Here is a 22,574-nt window from a genome sequence, read left to right on the forward strand (position 1 = left end):
TGTCGAAATGATGATCACCACTCGATTAAAATCTCAATTGATCCTTAGTTTGTTGCTAACTGCAACGATTTTTGTGGCGTTCATGAGTCTAAAATCAATACAGCAACAAAGCCTCACAACGTCAAATTATATCATCGAACTGGAAGAATCCATTGATGTACTGCGTAGTAGGCTATGGATACTCCAAGAGTTTCAAGATCAAGATGCCCTCAATCAAACTCAAATAGCCCTTTTTTCGTTGCAAAAAAAACTGGCCGCTAATGACGCATTTTCCCCCAATGCCAAGTTACTCATGCTCAACTTACGCAGGGTCACCAACAACCTCAATGCCCTACTTTCACTGGCGAAGGAGAATGTGTCGGTACCACCGGATCATGGCATTACATCAAAAAACGGCATGCTAACGGTACGTTTTAATATCTCGATACAAGCCATGAGCGAAGATTTAACGAAACTACAAAGGTTAGAGTTAAAACACTCAGCAGACAAGCAAGCAAGCATTTTAATGTGGGTGATTATAATACTGACGGTAGGCTCACTTATTTTACTTCTTATTACGCTGTCGACGCTTAAAACATTTAACCAAAGCTTACATCGGCTTACCGCTGGTATCATGCGCTTATCTCAAGGAGATCTGCACAGTAAAATCGTCATTAACGCGACAAATGAACTTGCGACCGTTGCCCAACAATTCAATACCATGACCAATCGATTGATGGAAACCACGATTAAGAAAGACTCGTTACAACAAGAGGTCGAAAGACAAACGAAACAACTGCAGGTACAAACTGAAAAGCTTAAATATGTTGCAGAACATGATGACTTAACAGGGCTCTATTCGCGAAGTGCATTTGAAAGGCAGATTGATACCGCGTTAGCCCGTTGTCAACGCACAAATACCCACGCAGCAATGTTATTTATCGACTTAGATAAATTTAAAGAGGTAAACGACAGCTTTGGCCACGACATAGGCGATCGTGTTTTGATCACCATTGCAAACCGCCTACAAAGCGCCATTAGAAGTTCCGATATCTGCGGCCGACTCGGTGGTGATGAATTTGTCGTGTGGTTAGAGCCGATCAGCGACATGTTGGAGGTCAATATTGTTATCGAAAAAATTATTCAACACTTGTCACCAGTGATCAATCATCAAGACACCAACATCGCGCTAAATGTTAGTATTGGCGTCGCACTGCGACCTAACGACGACATATCTCGGCAAGCGTTGCTCAAAATCGCCGACGAAAACATGTATATGGCCAAAAAAGTGCCAGGTAATAGCTATCAATTTAGCCAGCGATCTACCATTGCATTAAATAACCTTAATCTTGGATAAGCGCCCCGCCACCCGTTTTTTCCACCGTAAAATATTGACGCGAAGCAACAACAGCGATGCAAATATCAGGATATAGATACTCGGCTCTATCACTTCAGACTTTACCGACCAATAAAAGTGAACGGGTGCCAATATGGCAATCACATAAACTCCATTATGTAGAGTCTGCCAGCGCCTTCCCATCTTACGCTTAAGACGGTTAAGCGAAGTGATACTTAACATAAGAAGTAATAGATAAGCGCAAGCACCGACCAGGATGTAGGGACGTTTAACGATTTCACTCGCTAAAAGTTGCCATTCAAACAATAAGTCTAAACTCAAAAATGCACTAATATGTAATGAAGCATAGGCAAATACATATAAGCCAACTAGACGTCGAGTTTGCATTAATACACCAAGCTTGAATCGCTTCGCTATCGGCGAAATCAATAACACTGCAACTAACGTATTTAACGCACCCATCCCAGTGTAGTGAATAATATATTGCACCGGATCGCCACCCGCGTCGCCACTACTCACGGTCCAAACTAGGTAGCCGATTGGTATTAACGCTAGCAGATGAAACAGACACTTTAGTGGCAACAGATGCTTATTTGTTAATGTAAACAAAGACTCTCCAAACTATCACTTAATCTAGAATTAGGTGCTCTAAAATCACTGACTCTAAAGTCACTTCCTCTTAGATCACTTTCTCTTAAATCACTTTCTCTTAAATCAATAGTACCGTGTCAGATCCATCCCCTTATAAAGGGATGCAACCTGTTCACCATAGCCATTAAAAGCTTGTGTCGGTATACGAGTCGCCGAAAATATACCACCTTCGCCAATACGACGCTCGGTCGCTTGAGACCAACGAGGATGGTCGACTTTAGGATTCACATTGGCATAGAAGCCATATTCATGACTAGCAAGTTGATTCCAACTCGTTGGTGGTTGTTTATCCATCACCCGAATACGTACAATCGATTTAATACTCTTAAAACCATACTTCCAAGGTACAACGAGTCGGATGGGAGCACCGTTTTGAGCTGGCAAGCTCTTACCATATAAACCAACGGCCATGAAGGAAAGTTCATTCATCGCTTCATCCAATCTCAGCCCCTCAACGTAAGGATAATGAATTCCGCCCCCCATTAAGCGGCTCTTTTGACCAGGCATCTGCTCTGGATCAAATAGCGTTTCAAATGCCACATGTGTTGCCCCAGCTTTGACGCCCGCTTTTTTTAGCAGCGCCGCTAACGAGAAACCCACCCAAGGGATAACCATTGACCACGCCTCAACACAGCGAAGCCGGTATATTCGCTCTTCTAATGAGAATAGTTTTGTTAAATCGTCTAGGTCGAGTGTTAACGGCGTATCCACTAAGCCTTCAATTTTTAACACCCAAGGGTCCACTTTAAAACTCTGAGCATTATCATAAGGATCGGTTTTACTGGTGCCAAACTCGTAAAAATTATTATGGGAGATCACTTTCTGTTCTGGCGTTAATATCTCGCTTTTCCCAAATAATTGATTTTGAATGAAGTTTAGCGGCTTGGTAACGAAAGGTGTCTGCTCCTTGGTTTTTCCAAAGAGATCGAACAACCCCGCCTGAACATGTCCAGGAATACTGGCTCCGATGGCTCCGAGACCAAGTGCCTTAATGATATTGCGTCTATCATTGAACACGGCTTCGGGTGTTACATGTGATTGTTTTTCATTCCAACTAGGATGAGTAATAGGAGCAATGTTTTTTGGTTTAGCCACGGGAAACCTCATATAGATCTTCTCTGTTGTTTATTAGATAGTGCAAACCGCAAAAAAATTTCACTTAAAAAATAATTAACGAATAAGAGTTAAGCATTTACCACTACGGCTCTTGAACCGCGTCCAAGGTCATGAGAGGCTTACAGCATTCAATATTATGAGTTCTTTGTCTATGCCTACCGCCATACCACTCTCTTTGCCTGAAATCATTGTGCTTTGTGCCGTCTCACTACTCTCCATTCTCATTGGCGCACTGTTAAACCAACGTCTTACTCGTCAAAAATGGGATGCAGTGAAACAGCAGCTTGTAGAGGAACATCAACTAACACTGCAAGATAGCCAACAACAATTTGACCTGATACAGGCTCAATTGGCCGATAGGCATGATGAGAATCACCTTTTGCAACAAAAATTTGAGCATCAAATATCCCTACTCGGCATGAGCCAAGCGCAAGCACAAAGGGCGATAGAGCTAGAGGAACAGCTGCACCAAGTGCAACGAAAACTGATGGAGACGCAACTGGCGCTATCGAAAGCCAATGCGATGCAGCAAACGCTAACGGTGAAATTTGAAACCGAACAAAAAGCATTAGAAGAAAAGGTTAGCCACCTAAATCAGTCTGAAGCTCGCCTAACCCAGCAGTTTGAGAATCTTGCCAACAAGATTTTTGATGCTAAGACCCAGAATCTGCAGGTTCAAAACGAACAGCAGCTATCTCATGTACTGTCACCTTTTAAACAGCAGCTAGAAGGCTTTAGAAAGCAAGTTCAAGAATCTTATACCGTTGAGCAAGCTGAAAGAAGCGCATTTAAACATCAACTCGAATCCCTAAAAGCACTCAATTTGCAAATGAGCCAAGACGCGGTCAATTTAACCAAAGCATTAAAAGGTGATAATAAACAGCAAGGCAACTGGGGCGAGGTGATCCTCGAGCGAGTATTACAAGAGAGTGGGCTTCGCGAAGGCCACGAATATGAAACCCAACAAGATCTAAAGAATGACAATGGTAAACGATTCAAGCCTGATGTGATTATTCATCTCCCAGAAAATAAAGATGTGGTCATCGACGCAAAAATGTCACTTGTCGCCTATGAACGCTACTTTAATAGCGAAGACGAATTGACTAAAACGAGCGCCATCAAGGAGCATTGCAACTCTATTCGCGCTCATATTAAAGGTCTCAGTCAAAAGGACTATCAACAACTACACGGCTTAACAAGCCTAGATTATGTGCTAATGTTCATTCCCTTAGAGCCCGCATTTTTACTCGCGCTAGAACATGAACCAGGTCTGATTAATTACGCCTTAGATAACAATATCATGTTGGTTAGCCCAACCAACTTATTGGTGGCCTTAAGAACCATCAACAATATCTGGCGCTATGAATATCAGAACCAAAATGCACAACGCATCGCCAAACAGGCAGGAAAAATTTACGACAAATTATGTGGCTATCTTGAGGATATGGAGAAAGTCGGCCGTGCCATCGAGTCATTAGATAAAAGTTATGTCAGCGCTATGGGTAAACTATCTACCGGTAAAGGGAATTTGTTACGTCAAGCTCACCAAATGCAACAACTGGGAGTGACAACCAGCAAACAATTAGATACCCAGCTACTTGAAAAAGCGCTAGATGAGCATCAAGGAAGTCAAACAAGTGATATAAAACTGAACTAATATCACCATAGCTACTGCTGGAACCAGTTTTATAAAAAGGAAGTTAATTCGTGCTTAAGAGTTTACGCCACAGTATTAATCATCGATTATGTTACCTAACGATAACATTGGCGTCGCTGTTAGTGGGTCAAGTTTCTGCCTCCCAGTTAACTGACTTACAGCAAAAATACTTAGAAGCGAGAGAGGCGCTAACGCAAAACGACTTAAGTCACTTCAAGCTGTTAAGGCAAAAGCTTGATGGATATCCTTTAACTCCCTATCTTGATTTCCATGCCGATATGGACAATATCCTCGGCTATCCAGGTACAAAAGCATTCGCTGCGATTGAAGGCTTTAAGGATACTCCTCTCTATCAAAGTGCACGCTATCGTTATCTCGTTAATGCAGGCCAAGCAAAGCGCTGGCAAGATTTTCTCAAAATCAGTCCAGATCTTCCCAATAATACGGCTTTGCAATGCTTTTATTACCGCGCTCAATTGGCACAGAATCAAGCAGAGATGGCTTATAACGGTGCGGAGAAACTCTGGTTATATGGCCGCTCTCGACCAAAAGAGTGCGACCCACTGTTCAAAGCATGGGAAAAATCAGGTCACCGAACCCAAGAGCTCCTTTGGTCGCGAATGCTGCTCGCCTTTAATGCGAGCGAATTTAGTTTACTCCGCTATTTAGCGAGCAAAACCACACCCCATAAAACTGAAGCTCAGCGACTGTTAGCGGTTTATAAAGATCCACGCAGCCTAAGACATAGCAAGCAATATATGGCCAAAGCCCCTATCTATGCAGATATTGTGGACGCTGGATTACGACGGTTAGCGAGAAAGGATCTCGACAAAGCGATAACCTTATTTTTAAGCTATGAAAAAGCGCATCGTTTTAATGACTATCAAGGCGCAAAACTCAGTCGATTTTTCATCAGGAAAGCACTTGTCCGCCAAGAAGCCAGGTTAAAAGGCTTTATTGATCAACGCCTACCATCAATTGACAGCGACGATCTAAAAGAGCTCCGTCTACGCTGGGCAATTAGAGAGAATGATCAACAGACATTAAATAGCCTACTGCCATTACTCACCAAAGAGAAGCAGGCCAAGGCTCGTTGGCAATATTGGTTATCCCAAAGCCAAATCGCACAAACTGACCAGCAAGAAATACTCGATAAATTAGCGCAGCAACGTAACTTTTATGGATTTACGGCGGCTAATCTTTTGATGCAAGATTTTCAATTACAACATCAAAATACCGCTCTTGATACGATGCTAACACCAGCACTTAACAAGGATCTCGGTCTTGCGCGTGTGGTCGAACTACTGGCTATCGATAAACAGATCGATGCGAGAGCCGAATGGGTGTTACTGCTAAATAGACACAATAAAGCGATGCGAGCCCAGTATGCCCTGCTTGCACAGCAAAACCGATGGCACGATTTAGCGGTGCAAGCCAGTATACAGGGACAGCTTTGGACCGATATGGATCTACGCTTTCCTCAAGCCGCCAATGACGCCTTTAATCGCGCGAGCAAACAAGCAGGTGTCGATATTGATGAGATTAGAGCCATCGCTAGGCGTGAGTCCGCTTTCTATCCCTACGCCACTTCAGGAGTTGGCGCACGAGGCCTGATGCAATTGATGCCAGCGACAGCAAAAGAGATAGCCAAGAAAAGCGGTATCAAGTATCGAAATCAAAAGAGCCTGTACGATATAGACATCAACACGCAATTAGGCAGTCGCTACTACGCCAGCCTGCTCGAGCGCTTTGATAATAATCGCGTGTTAGCAACCGCTGCCTATAACGCTGGGCCACACAGAGTCAGCCGCTGGCTAAAACAGAGTAATGGACAGCTAGATGTGATGGCGTTTATCGAGTCCATTCCCTTCACTGAAACCCGTGAATATGTGCAAGCCGTGTTGAGTTACAGAGTGATATATCAAATAAAGCAGAACAAGCCCGCTCAATTATTCTCAAAAGAGGAACTGTCATTTAAATATTGACCCTTGTTTAAATCCAAGATGAAAGCAAATTAAATTAGAGGGCGTCATCTATACCTAGCTGACAATTGATCTTGCTTAATTTAACAACAAACAGTGGTGTAACAGAGAACAGGCTTGGACATTCGACCAATATTGTGAATAATTATCATTTGCAACAAATTATTACTACTTCAATGATAAATATTTCCCAATTATATCTAGGCTGTGAATACCAACCCTTAGTCGATGTTCAAACGGGTGATATTTTTGCTTATGAGGCGCTATCACGTTTTTATAACAAAAACGGCATAGCCATTGCGCCTAATTTGGTCTTTGACCAGTTACATCACCACCTGCCCCAATTGAGTCAGATCGAATTTGCAGCAAAACATCTCCAACTAAGAAACGCCCCTAAGCGAGTGCCCCTATTTATCAATCTCGATCCTCATGCGATTAACTTAACTCGAATGAGTCACTTTATCGACCTACTGAGTACACACCCTAAGGTCACAGTCGAGATAATCGAAAATACCTGTGTTAATGATGCTAAACGTTCATTAGCGCTCGCGACTCATTTACAAGATGCAAAAATCAATGTTGCGCTAGACGATATTGGTGCATCGCATGCGATGTTGTCACTGTCACTGATGACTCAAGTGGACTGTTTAAAGTTTGATATGAGCTGGCTAGCTAAGATTGCCGAGTCTAAGCAAAAGAGCTTGCTCAATGCTTTAGTTCAATTTGGGCAATCATCAAATAAAATATCGGTATTAGAAGGCATTGAGTGTCATGAAATGTTATTAACAGCAAGGCAGTTAGGCGTCGACTTAGTACAAGGCTTCCTATATCGCCCCCAATTTATCACCCCACCAGCTCGCCTATCGCTGGCGACACTACTGGCAGAAAAATGACCGACTCATAACTCAGGTCCCAAGTAAAAAAACTAGCCAAGCGATTACATTTACCCCATAGTTAATTTCAATAAAAGATTCTAGAGTGCTTGTGGTTTATTTAACCAGAACTCGGGTTAAGAGATGAGATAACGCGAGATAAATTAGCCGTTTTACGCTTATTTCATCTCCAACTTGTCATTTGTTTTGCTAACAAGGCGTATTGACGCGTCAATAGCCCGACTATTGCAAGTGAATACAACGCAGTTTGCGGAATACAGGGCTGTTTGAGATACGTTTATAATCCCGAGTGCAGGTTATAGAACTTAGCTTTCGTTCATCATTCAAGGCAACGATGTCGGTGTTAGAAGGAGTTTCATGTCTGATTCAACCATTTCAACGCTATTAACTCAGCTCGATCGAGTATTACTTGGCAAGCCTCAACAAATTAAATTGGCACTCACCTGCATCCTAGCCAAAGGACATCTACTCATTGAGGATTTACCCGGCATGGGTAAAACCAGCTTGTCTCAAGCATTGGCTCAAAGCCTTGGACTCAGTCATCAACGAATACAGTTTACCAGCGACATGTTACCCGCTGACATTCTTGGGGTGTCCATCTTCGATAAAGAGCAATCCCAATTTGTTTTTCATCCCGGTCCCATCTTTAAACAGATGATATTAGCCGATGAAATTAACCGCGCTAGCCCTAAAACCCAGAGCGCATTGCTCGAAGCCATGGCCGAACATCAGATCACTGTCGATGGCATAACCCATACCCTACCGAGTCCGTTTTTCGTGATCGCTACCCAAAACCCCAGTGAGCAATCGGGAACCTACCCGCTTCCCGAGTCACAATTGGATCGTTTTATGATGCGTTTATCTATAGGTTATCCAGATGCCGATGCGGAATTAGCCATGCTTAAAGGGCAAGATCTCTCGCCACAAACCCATCAGCTACCCCAATGTTTAGATCCGATAACCCTGCAGAGATTGCAACAGGAGGTGACAGAGGTTAAAGCATCGGATGCGCTACTACACTATATCTTGGCGTTAATTGCAGGTTCGAGACAGCTAAATGAAGGTTACGGACTATCACCACGTGCCAGTAAGGCGCTATTAAATGCAGCCAAGGCTTGGGCCTATCTTGATGGCAGAAATTATATTGTTCCTGATGATGTCCAAGCGGTATTTACTGCCGTTGCTGAGCACAGATTACGCCGCACTAGCCAGCAACAGGGCGAAGCACTATCCCTGAAGCTACTCAGCAATATCAATCCGATCTTGTGAGCCTATGCCTGCCCATACAGAGAACACCAAACCAATATTAATAAGCCCCATACGTAAATGGTGGCTCAATTGGCTGTCAAGACGACTGCCCGCACAGCGCAGCGTTACTTTGGCCCATAAAAGCATCTTTATCTTACCCTCAGGTTTTGGTTTATTCTGGTTATTGTTAGTCGTACTGCTATTTCTGTTTGGTACTAATTATCAAAATAATCTAGTGATTGGCCTCAGCATATTACTCTTGAGTATTTTTAATACCTGTATTATCTACAGCTACCGCAACTTAGCAGGAATGACACTCCAAGCTAAGGCTGGACCTAACGTCTATGCGGGGCAAAGTGTTATCTACCCTATAGTGCTTAGTGCGACGCAAGTTCAGCATAAAGTGACTCTCAATTACCCGGCAAACCCGATCCAAACCATTGACCATCTTGATGATCAAAAACAAACAGCGTTGCTGCCTTTTGCCAACACACAGCGTGGCTTAGTGAATCCAGGTCGAATTAGGGTCGAATCTCGTTATCCCCTCGGCCTGTGCCGAGCATGGTCAAATGTTGATTTAGATAATAGCCAAATCGTGTTTGCTAAACCTAAACCGTCAGAGAACAGGTTAACTCAGCACCATACTCATTCAGCAGAAGAGTCACAACGACACGGTAAAACTATTATCGGCGTAGAAGAGTTCAAAAGCCTAAAACCCTATGTCACGGGTGAATCACTAAATCAGATTGCATGGAAACAATTAGCTCAAGGGCGCGGCATGTTGACCAAAGAGTTTGAACAGCCTCTCAGTGCCCCCCAATGGCTCGTTTTCGATCCAATAAACCACGACATCGAACAACAGCTGAGTGAGTTAACCTGGATGGTCGATCAATTGTCTCAGCAAGAACGGGTCTTCGGGGTAATATTACCAAGCAAAACCATCGCACCATCGGCCGGAGCGGCACATCGAGTGGCATGCTTAAAGGCGATTGCTATCTACCCTGAACACTTAGGAGATAGCCATGACGGATAAAGAACAGGAGATCATTAGCCGTCATACCCTACTCTGGCTACTTATCGTCAATCTTGCTGTACTGCTGCCGTTGTACGATAAGATGACCCCATGGAGCATGGCGATTTGTGGGATCTGTCTATTGTGGCGAGTCGGCATTTTTACAGGGAAAGTCGCTAGGCCGCCACGATACTTAGTGACTATCTTGGCGATAGCTTCAGCAACCACACTCGCCCTAGTGACATCACAGATCGGCATGTTAAATGGCTTAGTTAACCTGTTGATATTGGGCTACGCGCTTAAATATATCGAGATGAGAAATCGCCGTGATGTTCGTGCTGTGGTGATTGTTGGCTTTTTTGTTATCGCAATGACGTTTATCGAAAAACAAAGTCTCTGGTTCACGTTGCAATTAACCTTAGTGGCAACCATCAACTTGTGTGTTCTTGTCAGTCTATATAATAGCGATAATAAGCTCAGCAACACCGCTAAGCTTGGCGGCAAGCTGATGCTACAAAGTGTGCCACTGGCGCTATTGCTGTTCATCGTATTGCCGAGACTGCCACCACTCTGGTTAGTGCCTAAGGCCAACAACGCCCAAACAGGCTTGTCCGATGAGGTTTCATTTGGCGATATCGGTAAACTGACAAGATCGGCAGCACTTGCGTTTCGCGTTAGTTTTAACAATCAATCACCTACCAATAATCAGCTCTATTGGCGCGCATTAGTGATGGAAAACTATGATGGTAAAAAGTGGACCCAATCCGAACAAATTAAAAAAATAGAGGCGCAAAATCGCCGTGGGAACTATCGCCAAGCGCCTCAAGGCACCGCGATAAACTATGACATCATTAGCGAACCGAGTTACCAGCATTGGTTATTTGGTTTGGATGTGGCCTATAGCAGCGCAAACGATGTGATCAACCTACCCGATGGACGGCTATACGCTATCAGTTCCCTCGACCAAAAATATCAATATTCGATTAGCAGCTATCCTGATGCGATACTCGATAAAAGCCTGAGTGATGACAATAAAAAACGCAATTTACTACTGCCCGAGAACAGTAATCCTAAAACCACTCAGTTAGCGCTTGAATTTAAGCAAGAATACCCCAAAGCTCGAGAGCGTCTTAATGCCATGATGAGCTACTTTAATACCTCACCCTACTATTATACCTTGAGTCCACCAGCCGTCGGGCCACAGCAACTTGACGATTTTTTGTTTGAGAATAAAGCAGGTTTTTGTGTTCACTACGCCAGTGCCTTCGCTTTTATGGCGCGTAAAACAGGCTTACCCGCTAGGTTAGTCACTGGCTATCAAGGAGGTGAATGGAACCAAAGTGCTGGTTATATGAGTGTCTACCAATATATGGCTCACGCTTGGGTCGAGGTGTGGCTCGAAGGCCAAGGCTGGGTGCGATTCGACCCAACCGCGATGATCGCTCCAGAGAGGATCGATGATGGATTTGATGCTGTTTTCAATCCAACGCAAAGCTATCTGATCAACAACCCCTTTAGCAGTTTACGCCTACGACAATATCCGCTGCTCAATAACCTAAGACACTCCTTAGCCAGCATCGATTATTACTGGAGCAAATGGGTACTAGGCTTTGATAATGATAAACAAGAACGCCTGCTAAAACAGTTGCTAGGCGATATAACACCAACAAAAATCGCCATCTTTGTGATCTGTGCGATGGGCGTCATAGGCCTAGCCATCGGCTACAGTGTGGGACTATTACAATTTACTCGTCAGCAAGATAGAGTGATCGCGGGCTTTGAACAAATAAGTACTATGCTATCCAAAAAGGGATTAGCCCGATATACCAAAGAGTCACCGCAAGAATATAGCCAGAGAGTCATAAAGGCTTACCCTCAACTGCAACAACCGTTAAGCCAGTTTATCGACTGTTACATCAGCCTAAAATACAAACCGCTGGACGCTGATAATCAAAAACGACTGATTCATCAGTTCAAGCATCGACTAACACAGCTGCGCATCGCAATTTTAAAACTCAACGGCCAAACTAAAAATGTTTGATTTTTTTTCAATCTAACTCTTTCAATATTGATAAAATTTCCAAGAGTTTCAATAGACATCAAACGCCAATCCCCTAGAATAGATGGATAAATAATTGGCCCTTTGCATTAACCGCTAACTGGCCGAATAGGGAATAGGCAAAGTATGCTTTACTTGGTTCAATCTAATCGCATGGAGTCTCTAGCAGCGCTATTGGCCGAGGAACTCAAATCCCCGCTATCTACCGCTTCATTACTCGAGAGTGAGCAGATTTTGGTGCAAAGCCCAGGAATGTCAACTTGGCTTCGCTTAGCTATCGCACAACATAATCAAATTGCAGCAGCACTGGAATTTCCACTCCCATCGAGTTTTATCTGGCAACTCTGCCATACCTTGCTGCCCAATGTCCCAAAAGAGAATGCCTATACAAAACCTGCGATGACATGGAAACTGATGGAGCTGCTGCCTAGCCTCATTAATGATCCCATATTCGCCCCTTTGGCACATTATCTTAATGATGACCCGATTATTGACGATAGCCAAGCGACTCACTCTTTAAAGCTATTCCAACTTTGCGGCCAGATAGCAGATATCTTCGACCAATATTTAGTGTACCGCCCTGACTGGATCCAGGCATGGGAAGCCAATGAGCCCTTACTGCCCCCGAATAATGACAAACTAGCAGAGGCACAAGCGTGGCAACCTGTGCTTTGGCGAGCGCTTATCCACTACAATGATCAGCAATTAGCTCAGAGCACCTACCACAGGGCCAACCTGCACCAAGCACTATTTGATACCTTGCAAGATCCTAATTGCTCCCTAGATGGATTACCTAAGCGGCTATTTGTCTTTGGCATCTCATCTATGGCACCACAAACCCTGCAAGTGCTCTATTTTTTAGCGAAACGTATCGATGTGATCATGCTAAATCTTAGTCCTTGTCAGCACTACTGGGGTGATATAGTCGATCCGCGACTTCGCGCCAGAATGGCCCTGCAATATGCCGACAAGCAGCAACTATCTATGGACTGGGAAGATAAGCTGGAGGTGGGCAATCCGCTGCTAGCTAACAATGGTAAGATGGGTCGTGAACTACTCGATCTGATTTTAGAGTTGCCCGAAGAGGACACCAATTTTAATTTCGAGTGTTATCTTGATCCAGGCACTGAGACATTATTGCATGGCGTACAACACGACATTTTAGAACTCTGCACCCGCGGTGAAAGCCTAGGACCCGACGCTGATTTATATTTAAGCCTTGATGACAGGCGCGTACTCTTACCAAACGATGACTCGATTACGTTAAAAAGCTGTCATAGTCCACTACGTGAAATAGAAACCCTACACGATCATCTATTAGCCCTACTGTCGCAATCGGCTAATGATATTGCCCCGCGAGACATTGTCGTCATGATGCCCGATGTAGCTGCCTACGCACCTTATATCGATGCGGTATTTGCCGCAAAAACAGGCGCCCATTACATCCCCTACGCCATTGCCGATCGCGGCGCAGCCCAAGAGTCACCGTTAATTAGCAGCTTTCTCACCCTGTTAACCATTAATCAAAGTCGCTTTGCGCTGACTGAGATCTTAAGCATCCTTGAAGTACCCGCGGTGCTGCGTCGGTTTGAGCTTAGCGATGACGAGTTCGCCATTATCAGGCAATGGCTAGATCAAGCGGGAGTGCGTTGGGGCCGAGACGCCGAAGGTCGACGCGCTCAGCAGTTACCGCCATTTGAGCAAAATTCCTGGGCATTTGGGATCAAGCGTTTAATTCTCGGTTACAGTTTTAGCGATCAATCTGCCATCTATCAAGAAAACCTAGCCCTAGACGGTATCGAAGGCCAAGCCGCGCAAGCACTAGGTAAACTGCTCAACTTTATTGAAGCGATAGATGGGTTTTCTAACGCCCTTCACCACGACTGTCCACTCGATATCCGAACCGCTCAATTACAAGACCTAGTGGATGAGTTTTACAGCTGTGATGATGAGGAACTCACACAAGTTCAAGAGATCCGCGGCGCCATTTCACGCCTCAATGAAGAGTTAGCACAAGCGAAATACAGCAGTGAATTAACGATCAAGGTCTTACAAAATTGGTTTGTTAGTCACTTATCTGAATCTCGTGTAGGACAGCGCTATCTTGCCGGTAGCGTTAATTTTTGTACCTTGATGCCAATGCGTTCAATCCCCTTCAAGGTGGTCTGTTTGCTCGGAATGAACGATGGTGTCTATCCACGAGTTCAGCACCCCGTAGGATTTGACTTAGTCGCGCAATTTAGCCCACGCAAAGGTGACCGCTCCCGCAGGCTAGATGACAGATATCTCTTTCTTGAAGCCCTATTGTCGGCCAGAGATCAACTTTATATCAGTTACATTGGTCATAGCGAGCGCGATAATAGCGAGCGTATTCCCTCAATGCTGGTGTCGGAGCTCATCGAATATTGTCAGCTGTGCTACGTACCACAGGCGCTCATTGATGCCCCCACGTCAGAGAACCAAGATCTTGCACCAATTGAGCAAATTGAAAAAATTGAAAAAGCAATTTTTAACCAGCTCGTGTGCGAGCAGCCATTGCAACCGTTCGATGAGCGCCTATATCAATCATCTATAACCTCATCAGACGGTGCAAACGACAGCCAAAGATTAACGCAAAGTTATAATCCACAGTGGTGCCCTGTATCGATTGACACCTCAACATTACCCAAAAACGCTAGCGCTAGCCCAAGGACCCCGTTTATCCATCAAGCCTTTATTGTTGATCCATTATCTATCGATCGAGACTCAACAGATCATGAACTCGAGTTATCGGCACTGATCCGCTTTTTTAGAAATCCTGCGCAGTTCTTTTTTAACCGCACGTTAAAACTCGATCTAGGGCTAAACATTCAGGCCGATGATAATGATGAGCCATTTAGCCTTAATCCACTGTCCCGTTATCAACTGCAAGCATCACTCATCGATGACGCAATTAAAGCAGGTGAAGACACGCCCGATGAAATTCTGCTACATAAGCTCAAATTGGCGGGTCAACTGCCGCTTAGCCCCTTCGATGATCTGCTGCTTAATCAATATCTACACGATATCAAGCCGCTTATTGGCAGAGCGAACTACCTTAAGGGCGAGCAAACGCATTCGATTGAGGTCAATATTAGGCTTGATGATCGGCAAGAAAGCCGAGTTGTCGGGCGCATCGATGCCATTTCGGCTAAAGGTTTGATGAATTATCGCCCGGGTACCGCTAATGCTCGCGATCTGATCCGGGTTTATCTGCGACACCTGTGTCTATCTGCCATGCAAGAAGACAAAACTATCACCAGTGAACACGGCTTTATCGGTACCCAACCAAGTTATCTGTTAGATATAGGTCACTTCCATGCTTTTGCCCCCATCACCGCAGAACAAGCCGTCAACCAGCTAACGGTTTGGACTGATTATTTTTATCAAGGACAGAGCCAACCACTGATGTTTATTCCCCGCACGGCCATGGCCTATGTCGAAGCAGAGGGTAGCCATGAAGATAAGCTCATCGAAGCGAAGAAGCAGTGGCTAGATGAACAAGGCGAGATAGGCGAAGGACTCGAGCCCCATTACCAGCGTTTGTATCGTTTCCCCGACGATTTTAGCGAGTCACGGTTTGGCTTACTTGCACAGACTTTGCTTTCTCCCTTACTTAGCCTCTATCACAAGGCGCCTTTAGCTGAATTAAGCGATTTCGTGGAGGGGCGCTAATATGGCCAGCGAAAAACTCAATACCTTAACCCTGCCATTTACCGGCTCACGTTTAATTGAAGCCAGCGCAGGCACAGGAAAAACTTATACCATTGCTGGGCTCTATATACGCTTGCTGCTAGGTCACGGGATCCCTGAGCCGCTTCGCTGCGAACAGATCTTGGTGGTGACCTTCACCAACGCTGCAACGGGAGAGTTACGGGACAGGATCCGCAAGAAAATTCAACTCGCCTATCGTCGCTTTATCGGTATGCGAGTCAACGATGATCTGATTGAGCAACTTTATCAACAGACGGCAGAAGACGCCCTACCACTGGCACGTAAACGCTTAGATTTAGCGCTCAAGTCACTCGATGAAGCGGCTATTTTTACTATCCATGGTTTCTGCCAACGGATCCTCGCCGATATGGCGTTCGAATCTGCGTTGCTATTTGAATCAGAGTTCACCTTAGATGACAGCGAGTTTTTACATCATGCCGTTAGGGACTTTTGGCGTGAGACCTGCTATCCATTGCCGCCCTATTTAGCACAGATCATTCAAACAAAGTTTAGCGATCCCGATGCATTGGCTCAGCAACTACGTCCGTTATTGGGAGCCAGCCAAGCCAAAGCCAGCCCTGAGCCGAGTGAATTTGGTGCCCTGTCTGCCGCGTTAACTCAGAGCTTAAATCGACTTAAACTGATCTGGCCAAGAGAGAGGGATAACATAGAGCAACTTTTGCATCAGCTCCCTCTCAATGGCACTCGATTTGGTAAGAAAGATCAGGGTTACCCCAAGCTCGCAATCATGCTTGAGGCGATGGACAACTGGGCTAGGTTTAGCCAATCACTGCCCGATCTCAAGGTGTTAGATGCCCTGTCTCTCAATAACCTAAAGCTGAATAAAGGCGGGGAGAACCCAACGCCTGAGCGGGCGCCATTACTCGCGCACATTGAAAACTTACATCAATTGATTAAGCAATTTGTACCTAGCTTTCTATTTGCGGCGCGTAAGGGAATATTCCATCGTTTTGCGCAGCAGAAAACGGAGCGAAACCTGCTCACACCGGATGATCTGTTAATCACCCTCGCTGGTGCGCTGACGGCATCGCCGCATCTTAATGCTCAAGGCATTAATCCAAGCACAAGTGAGCAAACCGCTAGTGATGAAGCGGTAACTGAAACGCAAGCCAATATAGCCGCTCACAGCCAAACCTTAGCCGCGACGATTGCAAAGCGCTTTCCTATTGCACTCATCGATGAGTTTCAGGACACTGATCCACTTCAATATCAAATATTTAGTAGTATCTATCAAACGACACTGTCGTCACCTTCTGATGGCGCTCAAAGCCTTTTGATGATTGGCGATCCTAAACAGGCCATTTATGCCTTTAGGGGCGCCGATATTCATACCTATATCGATGCCCGCGTTAACACCGAGCACCATTACAGTCTCGATACTAATTTCCGCTCTAGTCGTCATATGGTTGAGGGTGTCAATCAGCTATTTAGCCAGCATCAAGACCCTTTTATCAGTGAGTCTATTCCATTTGAGCATGTGGCACCGTCACCATTTGCCGATGAGAAGCGCTTAATCGAAGCAACGGAAAATAATAGTGCACTGCGCATCAAACTCCTTAGTGAAGATCCCGAAAAAGGATTAAATAAAGCGACGGCAAGAAAATCGCTAGCTGAAGATGCCTGTAACGAAATTGCGCGACTATTGATCGAAGCACAAAATGGTAAGTGCTTTAAAAGTGACAGCATTAAAGGTGATAAGCCACTAAAAGCTAAAGATATTGCGGTATTGGTGAGAGACAGAAATGAAGCGGCTTATATTAAAACCGCACTGAGCGAACGCCAAATTGGGGCGGTTTTTCTTAGCCGAGATAGTGTGTTTAGCACGCTAGAAGCCCGTGAATTGGCGCTCGTACTCATCGCCATTGCAAATCCAAAAGATGAGCGGGCGCTGCGCAGTGCATTAGCCACTCAATTACTTGGCTTTGACGCCGCAGAGATCCATCAATTTAATCACCAAGAAGAGAGTCGCCAAACCCTGCTAGAGCAGTTTTATGAGTTGCATCAAATATGGCAACGCCGCGGCGTAATGCCGTGTCTGCTCGCGATGGCTAGAGACACCCACCTGATTGAGCGTTTGTTAACGACTGAAGAGGGTCAACGACGGTTGACAGATTTTAGGCACTTGGGAGAACTACTACAACAAAAGGCCACCGAGCTAGATGGTATTAACGCCCTGCTCAATTGGTATCAACAAGCCTTACTCGAAAGTCACAGCACAGAGGAAGCGCAGCTTAGGCTTGAAAGCGAACAAAACTTGGTACAAATCGTCACTATCCATAAGAGTAAAGGGCTTGAGTACCCAGTTTGTTTCGTTCCTTTTGTCAGTTTAGCTCGGGATAATCGCCGAAGACCCGCCCCTATGCTGTATCACCAAGACAACGAATTAATATGGGATATTGAACAAACCGATGACGGTTGGTCACTTAGTAAACGTGAAAATTTAGCAGAAGATCTGCGTCTACTATACGTAGCCCTGACCCGTCCTGTACTGGCCTGTTATCTCTATATCGCTAACCATAGTCGTTTTACTAAAAAAGCGGGCATTACCAGTCAGCTACATGAGACCGCCATAGGTTATCTGCTGGGGATTGAGGACGCTAACTGTGAGATTGGTGATATTGAAACTAAAGCTCAAAAGCTGAAAAGTCAGGCGATTAGCGTCAATTTGATTGAATCTATCGCCGATGCGACACCATTGCCGCAAGTCGTTAGTGACAGCCAAATCCTAGCGCCTAAACCCTTGCAACGCACACTCTCCACGCCTTGGCGCGTTGGCAGTTACTCTGGTCTGGTTAAAGATATGCCCCATGAGCGAGTGTCCCCCGGCAGTGACGATGAAGCATTTGCCGCGCTGGAAATGATCGACGATGACAGGGAGCTACAAGCTTCTCGCTTTACCTTTGAGCGCGGGGCCAATGCCGGTAGCTTTATGCATTTGGTATTAGAGCTTATCGATTTTACCAAGGCCGAGCAGGATCTCAGCGAGCAACTGCCAACTGCGATGGAAAAATATGGCATCGACAGCAGCTGGCAGGATATTTTGCAGCAATGGTATCTCGATCTGCTACGCGCACCGCTTACCTGTCATGATCAACATTCTAACGCCGGACATCCTAGCGCAGAACATAATCGCTCGGCACATGAGTTATCACTTAGCCAGTTATCACCTAAACATACCATGGTGGAAATGGAGTTTTATCTGCCCATTTCAACACTCCAGGCGCATGCACTTAATCAACTGCTAGCAGAGTATGGCTACAAGATGTCACTATCATTTGACACCTTACAAGGGATGTTAAAAGGCTTTATCGATTTAACCTTCGAGCATAATGGCCAGTTTTTTATCGCCGATTATAAATCTAATCATTTAGGCGACGATGTTAGTTGTTATCAACGACCTCAGATGCAACACGCGATCACTAGCCATAGATACGACTTGCAGTACATTATCTACACCCTCGCGCTCCATCGCTATTTAAGCGTGCGTTTGCCTCGCTACGACTATGATAGCCATATAGGCGGTTGCTATTACCTATTTCTACGCGGTATGTCAGCCCAGGCGCCAAGCTGCGGCGTGTTTTACGACAAGCCGCCCAAAGCGTTAATCGAACGACTCGATCAACTGTTAAAGCAACCTCAGGCCGCAACTCCTTTGGTAAAAGATGAAGCCACTGATGCCCCCGCTAATCAGTCAATACCTCAACAAACGGAGCTAGACCTATGATCGAGCTTCACAAGCCATTAGGCGACCTATTAAAAGAGTGGCAAGCACTGCGTATATTAACACCGCTTGATCGCCATTTTGCACTGCAGATGACCAGCCTACATCCGCAGAGTACGCCGCTGTTTACGCTTATCTGCGCCCTACTGAGTCGCCAGTTGTCTTTGCAACACACCTGTTTGCCCCTAGAGCAGATTAATTTAGCCAACCCGCTGAGTGAGCAGCACCCACAATGCAGCATCACGGCTCCGCTGCAGGCGATTATTGACACCTTAACCGCATCAGATGCGGTCGGTTTAGCACCAACACAGCTGGATAAACCCTTAATCCTCGATGGTTCATTGCTCTATTTACAGCGTTATTATCAATTTGAATCTAAGGTGGGAGAAAAGCTTAACACACTGTCACAAGTCATTGAATTAAATGATATTGAGTCATCGACTCACATGCTAAGCAGTCTCTTTCCTGACAACGATATGCAATATGATTGGCAGAAGATCGCCACCGCAACGGCACTGACGCAAAAACTGGCGGTGATCACAGGTGGTCCTGGCACAGGTAAAACGACAACCGTCACCAAACTCTTGTTGCTTTTGTGTCAGCAAAGCCCAATGACGATCCGCTTAGTCGCGCCAACGGGCAAGGCCGCAGCCAGATTAAGTGAATCGATCAAAGCCTCGAAGGCGCGACTGGTTAATGAATTAGCGCCATATGCAGATATCGTGGATCTCGATAAACTCGCCCTTGTCCCGGAAGAAGCATCGACACTTCACCGATTACTGGGAGTGATCCCCAACTCTCATCGTTTCAGGCACCATAGCGACAATCCTTTAAGGCTAGATTTGTTGGTGGTGGATGAAGCCTCTATGGTCGATCTGCCTATGATGTACAAGTTACTCGACGCCCTGCCCGCCCACGCACGACTGATATTGCTAGGCGATCAGGATCAGCTTGCCTCGGTAGAAGCGGGCGCGGTATTGGCCGATATCTGTGCAGGCTTAAAAGTTGAGGCTGAGCAGCCAGCCAATAATGCCAAATGGACCATGCGTTACTCTAGCGATAAGGCCATGCAGCTGAGTAAGCTGACCACGACCGATTTAAGCCCGTTCATCTCATCACAGCCCAAACTTGGCGATAGCTTAGCCATGCTGATGCACAGTCATAGATTTAAGGGCGATGCGGGTATTGGATTGCTTGCCGCGGCGGTCAATGGCAGTGATCTCGGCCAAATAAAACAGGTTTGGCAACGCGGTTATCAAGAGCTGTTATGGATTGAACATCAACCAACGACGCAAACTAATCTTGGCCTGAATGAGCTACTAACTCTCACTGTTGAGCAATATCGACATTATCTGAGTGCAATCATCGACAGCCAGCATTCACCAGTTGAGATCATTGAACGCTTTAACCAATACCGAATTTTATGCGCTATGCGTGCAGGTGAATATGGCGTAGATGGCATAAATGCCTCGGTAACTCAGGCATTGTCTGATGCCAAACTCATCACGCCACACGGTGAGTTTTATGCTGGACGTCCCATTATCATACAAAGCAACGATTACAATCTCGGGCTATTTAATGGCGATATTGGCGTCATTTTACCTGATAGCGAACATCATCAGCGATTAATGGCGCATTTTGTTCAAGCCGATGGCTGCCTACTCAAAGTGCTACCAGCAAGACTCCCCACTCACGATACCTGCTTTGCTATGACAGTTCACAAAAGCCAAGGCAGTGAATTTAACCAAGTCGCCTTGGTCATGCCACTCAAGCCGAGCGTCGCCCAACGGCAATTGTTAACAAAAGAGCTGGTCTACACCGCGATCACTCGGGCGAAGGAACATTTTACCTGTTTAGGCAGTCAACGTGTATTCGAGCAAGCGTGTAAGCAAGCCACACAACGCGCATCTGGCCTCGCCAAACGTTTATGGCAATAGGCGAACGAATACCAACAAATATAAGTGATACGCGAATATAAAAACAGCAATCGATCGATGACGATGGCGGCAATACTTGCATAAAACTATCAGCACGGCATAGTGAGCATGCGATTCGACATTAAGTAGCAAACGGAGACCCGATGAGTCCGATAAATCTTTTACTTTTGTGTGGCGGTGGTGGTGATGAACACGCCATTTCACTCTTATCAGCCAACTATTTTGAAACCTCATTGGCTAAACTCGACCACATCAATGTGTTACGTGTCGAACTGGATGCAAAAGGTCAATACATCACAAAATCCGGTGAGCCCTGTGAGCTGAACAACCGTAAAGAGATCCGTTTTGAAGACAATACCATCTCACCTTGGCCTGTGGATTATGTCATTCCCTGTATTCATGGTTATCCGGGCGAAACGGGCGATATTCAATCCTATTTTGAATTAATTAATTTGCCCTACTTTGGATGCGACTCTGAAGGTTCAAGCAACTGCTTCAACAAGATCACCGCGAAAATGTGGTTTACGGCTCTAGGGATCCCTAATACGCCCTATATTTTCCTCAACCAACTCGATGATAATGCAATCGCGCAGACTCACAGTGCACTTAAGCAGTGGGACTCTGTTTTCATCAAGGCGGCATCACAAGGCTCTTCAGTTGGCTGTTATCGTGTGGATGATGTTAGTCAAATTGAAAGCACTTTAACCGATGCATTTCGTTACGCGCCTTACGTTGTGGTAGAGAAAACCATCAAGGCGAGAGAGCTTGAAGTTGCTGTGTATCAATACCAAGGAAAGACAGTCGCGACATTGCCGGGCGAAGTGATCTGCGCCAATGATACTTTCTATACCTTCGATGAAAAATATGCCGCCGATAGCAAGGCGACCACTAAGGTGGTTGCAGAGGTTTCAGAGACCATCGCCTCACAAATTCAGCACTATGCCATCAAGGTTTTTGACGGCATGAAGTTACGTCATCTGTCACGCATCGATTTTTTCTTAACTGAAGAGGGTGAAATATTACTAAACGAGATCAATACCTTTCCAGGACTGACCCCGATCTCTATGTTTCCAAAGATGCTCGCTAATCATGGGGATGATTTTAGCCAGTATTTGAACGAAGCCATCAATGATGGCGTCGCGGCCAATCGTACTAAATCGTTAACCTGAACAGCTGTGCTAATAGATAGTGCTATATATTAGTGCTAAA

Annotated in this window: 14 protein-coding genes; 11 read left to right on the forward strand and 3 right to left on the reverse strand. The window is 45.3% G+C overall.

Annotation, left to right across the window (positions count from 1 at the left end; genetic code table 11):
• Positions 1–7: 7 nt before the first annotated feature.
• The gene (locus K0I73_RS10120) at positions 8–1,336 is read left to right on the forward strand and encodes a diguanylate cyclase domain-containing protein (RefSeq protein ID WP_220061026.1); all 1,329 of its coding nucleotides are present in this window, start codon (positions 8–10) and stop codon (positions 1,334–1,336) included.
• Here K0I73_RS10120 and msrQ read toward each other — a convergent pair.
• Genes msrQ through msrP form a run of 3 tightly spaced genes read right to left on the reverse strand, consistent with a single transcriptional unit; the run spans position 1,313 to position 3,082 of the window.
• Complete coding sequence (gene msrQ / locus K0I73_RS10125; RefSeq protein WP_220061027.1) at positions 1,313–1,945, reverse strand: protein-methionine-sulfoxide reductase heme-binding subunit MsrQ; 633 nt, start codon at positions 1,943–1,945, stop codon at positions 1,313–1,315. The two genes, K0I73_RS10120 and msrQ, sit on opposite strands and share 24 nt — an antisense overlap.
• Complete coding sequence (locus K0I73_RS19255) at positions 1,933–2,055, reverse strand: pentapeptide repeat-containing protein (RefSeq protein WP_220064332.1); 123 nt, start codon at positions 2,053–2,055, stop codon at positions 1,933–1,935. Before K0I73_RS19255 ends, msrQ begins: the two co-directional genes overlap by 13 nt.
• Positions 2,051–3,082, reverse strand: a complete 1,032-nt coding sequence (gene msrP / locus K0I73_RS10135) for a protein-methionine-sulfoxide reductase catalytic subunit MsrP (protein ID WP_258405165.1) — start codon at positions 3,080–3,082, stop codon at positions 2,051–2,053. Before msrP ends, K0I73_RS19255 begins: the two co-directional genes overlap by 5 nt.
• A 172-nt stretch (positions 3,083–3,254) precedes the next feature.
• On the opposite strand from msrP, the gene rmuC reads away from it, so the two are divergent.
• The 10 genes from rmuC (at position 3,255) to K0I73_RS10185 (ending at position 22,534) form a co-directional block, all read left to right on the forward strand.
• Positions 3,255–4,760, forward strand: a complete 1,506-nt coding sequence (rmuC, locus tag K0I73_RS10140; protein ID WP_220061029.1) for a DNA recombination protein RmuC — start codon at positions 3,255–3,257, stop codon at positions 4,758–4,760.
• Positions 4,761–4,810: 50 nt separating this feature from the next.
• Entirely contained in the window at positions 4,811–6,745 is a 1,935-nt protein-coding gene (locus tag K0I73_RS10145; protein WP_258405166.1) for a transglycosylase SLT domain-containing protein, read from the forward strand.
• A gap of 173 nt (positions 6,746–6,918) precedes the next feature.
• Entirely contained in the window at positions 6,919–7,635 is a 717-nt protein-coding gene (locus K0I73_RS10150; protein WP_220061030.1) for an EAL domain-containing protein, read from the forward strand.
• A gap of 357 nt (positions 7,636–7,992) precedes the next feature.
• Positions 7,993–8,904: an AAA family ATPase gene (locus K0I73_RS10155; protein WP_220061031.1), complete on the forward strand. Its 912-nt coding sequence runs from the start codon at positions 7,993–7,995 to the stop codon at positions 8,902–8,904.
• 109 nt (positions 8,905–9,013) lie between these two features.
• On the forward strand, positions 9,014–9,916 hold the full coding sequence (locus tag K0I73_RS10160) for a DUF58 domain-containing protein (protein WP_258405167.1): 903 nt from the start codon (positions 9,014–9,016) through the stop codon (positions 9,914–9,916).
• A complete protein-coding gene (locus tag K0I73_RS10165) occupies positions 9,906–11,936 on the forward strand; it encodes a transglutaminase TgpA family protein (protein ID WP_220061033.1) in 2,031 nt (676 codons plus the stop codon). The genes K0I73_RS10160 and K0I73_RS10165 overlap by 11 nt, the downstream gene beginning before the upstream one ends.
• Positions 11,937–12,080: 144 nt before the next feature.
• On the forward strand, positions 12,081–15,647 hold the full coding sequence (gene recC / locus K0I73_RS10170; protein WP_220061034.1) for an exodeoxyribonuclease V subunit gamma: 3,567 nt from the start codon (positions 12,081–12,083) through the stop codon (positions 15,645–15,647).
• 1 nt (position 15,648) lies between these two features.
• Positions 15,649–19,431 (forward strand): exodeoxyribonuclease V subunit beta, encoded by a 3,783-nt coding sequence (gene recB / locus K0I73_RS10175; RefSeq protein WP_220061035.1) that lies wholly within the window; start codon positions 15,649–15,651, stop codon positions 19,429–19,431.
• Complete coding sequence (gene recD, locus K0I73_RS10180) at positions 19,428–21,365, forward strand: exodeoxyribonuclease V subunit alpha (protein ID WP_220061036.1); 1,938 nt, start codon at positions 19,428–19,430, stop codon at positions 21,363–21,365. Before recB ends, recD begins: the two co-directional genes overlap by 4 nt.
• Positions 21,366–21,508: 143 nt before the next feature.
• Positions 21,509–22,534, forward strand: coding sequence for a D-alanine--D-alanine ligase (locus K0I73_RS10185; RefSeq protein ID WP_220061037.1), 1,026 nt, complete (start codon positions 21,509–21,511; stop codon positions 22,532–22,534).
• Positions 22,535–22,574: the final 40 nt, after the last annotated feature.

Source organism: Shewanella mesophila, from assembly GCF_019457515.1.
GTDB lineage: Bacteria > Pseudomonadota > Gammaproteobacteria > Enterobacterales > Shewanellaceae > Shewanella > Shewanella mesophila.

What these genes read in the sequence shown, in the direction of transcription:
- K0I73_RS10185 (WP_220061037.1), top strand. Translation starts at nt 21,509, where the DNA reads ATGAGTCCGATAAATCTTTTACTTTTGTGTGGCGGTGGTGGTGATGAA.
- recC (WP_220061034.1), top strand. Translation starts at nt 12,081, where the DNA reads ATGCTTTACTTGGTTCAATCTAATCGCATGGAGTCTCTAGCAGCGCTA.
- K0I73_RS10150 (WP_220061030.1), top strand. Translation starts at nt 6,919, where the DNA reads ATGATAAATATTTCCCAATTATATCTAGGCTGTGAATACCAACCCTTA.
- recB (WP_220061035.1), top strand. Translation starts at nt 15,649, where the DNA reads ATGGCCAGCGAAAAACTCAATACCTTAACCCTGCCATTTACCGGCTCA.
- K0I73_RS10155 (WP_220061031.1), top strand. Translation starts at nt 7,993, where the DNA reads ATGTCTGATTCAACCATTTCAACGCTATTAACTCAGCTCGATCGAGTA.
- recD (WP_220061036.1), top strand. Translation starts at nt 19,428, where the DNA reads ATGATCGAGCTTCACAAGCCATTAGGCGACCTATTAAAAGAGTGGCAA.
- K0I73_RS10165 (WP_220061033.1), top strand. Translation starts at nt 9,906, where the DNA reads ATGACGGATAAAGAACAGGAGATCATTAGCCGTCATACCCTACTCTGG.
- rmuC (WP_220061029.1), top strand. Translation starts at nt 3,255, where the DNA reads ATGCCTACCGCCATACCACTCTCTTTGCCTGAAATCATTGTGCTTTGT.
- K0I73_RS10120 (WP_220061026.1), top strand. Translation starts at nt 8, where the DNA reads ATGATGATCACCACTCGATTAAAATCTCAATTGATCCTTAGTTTGTTG.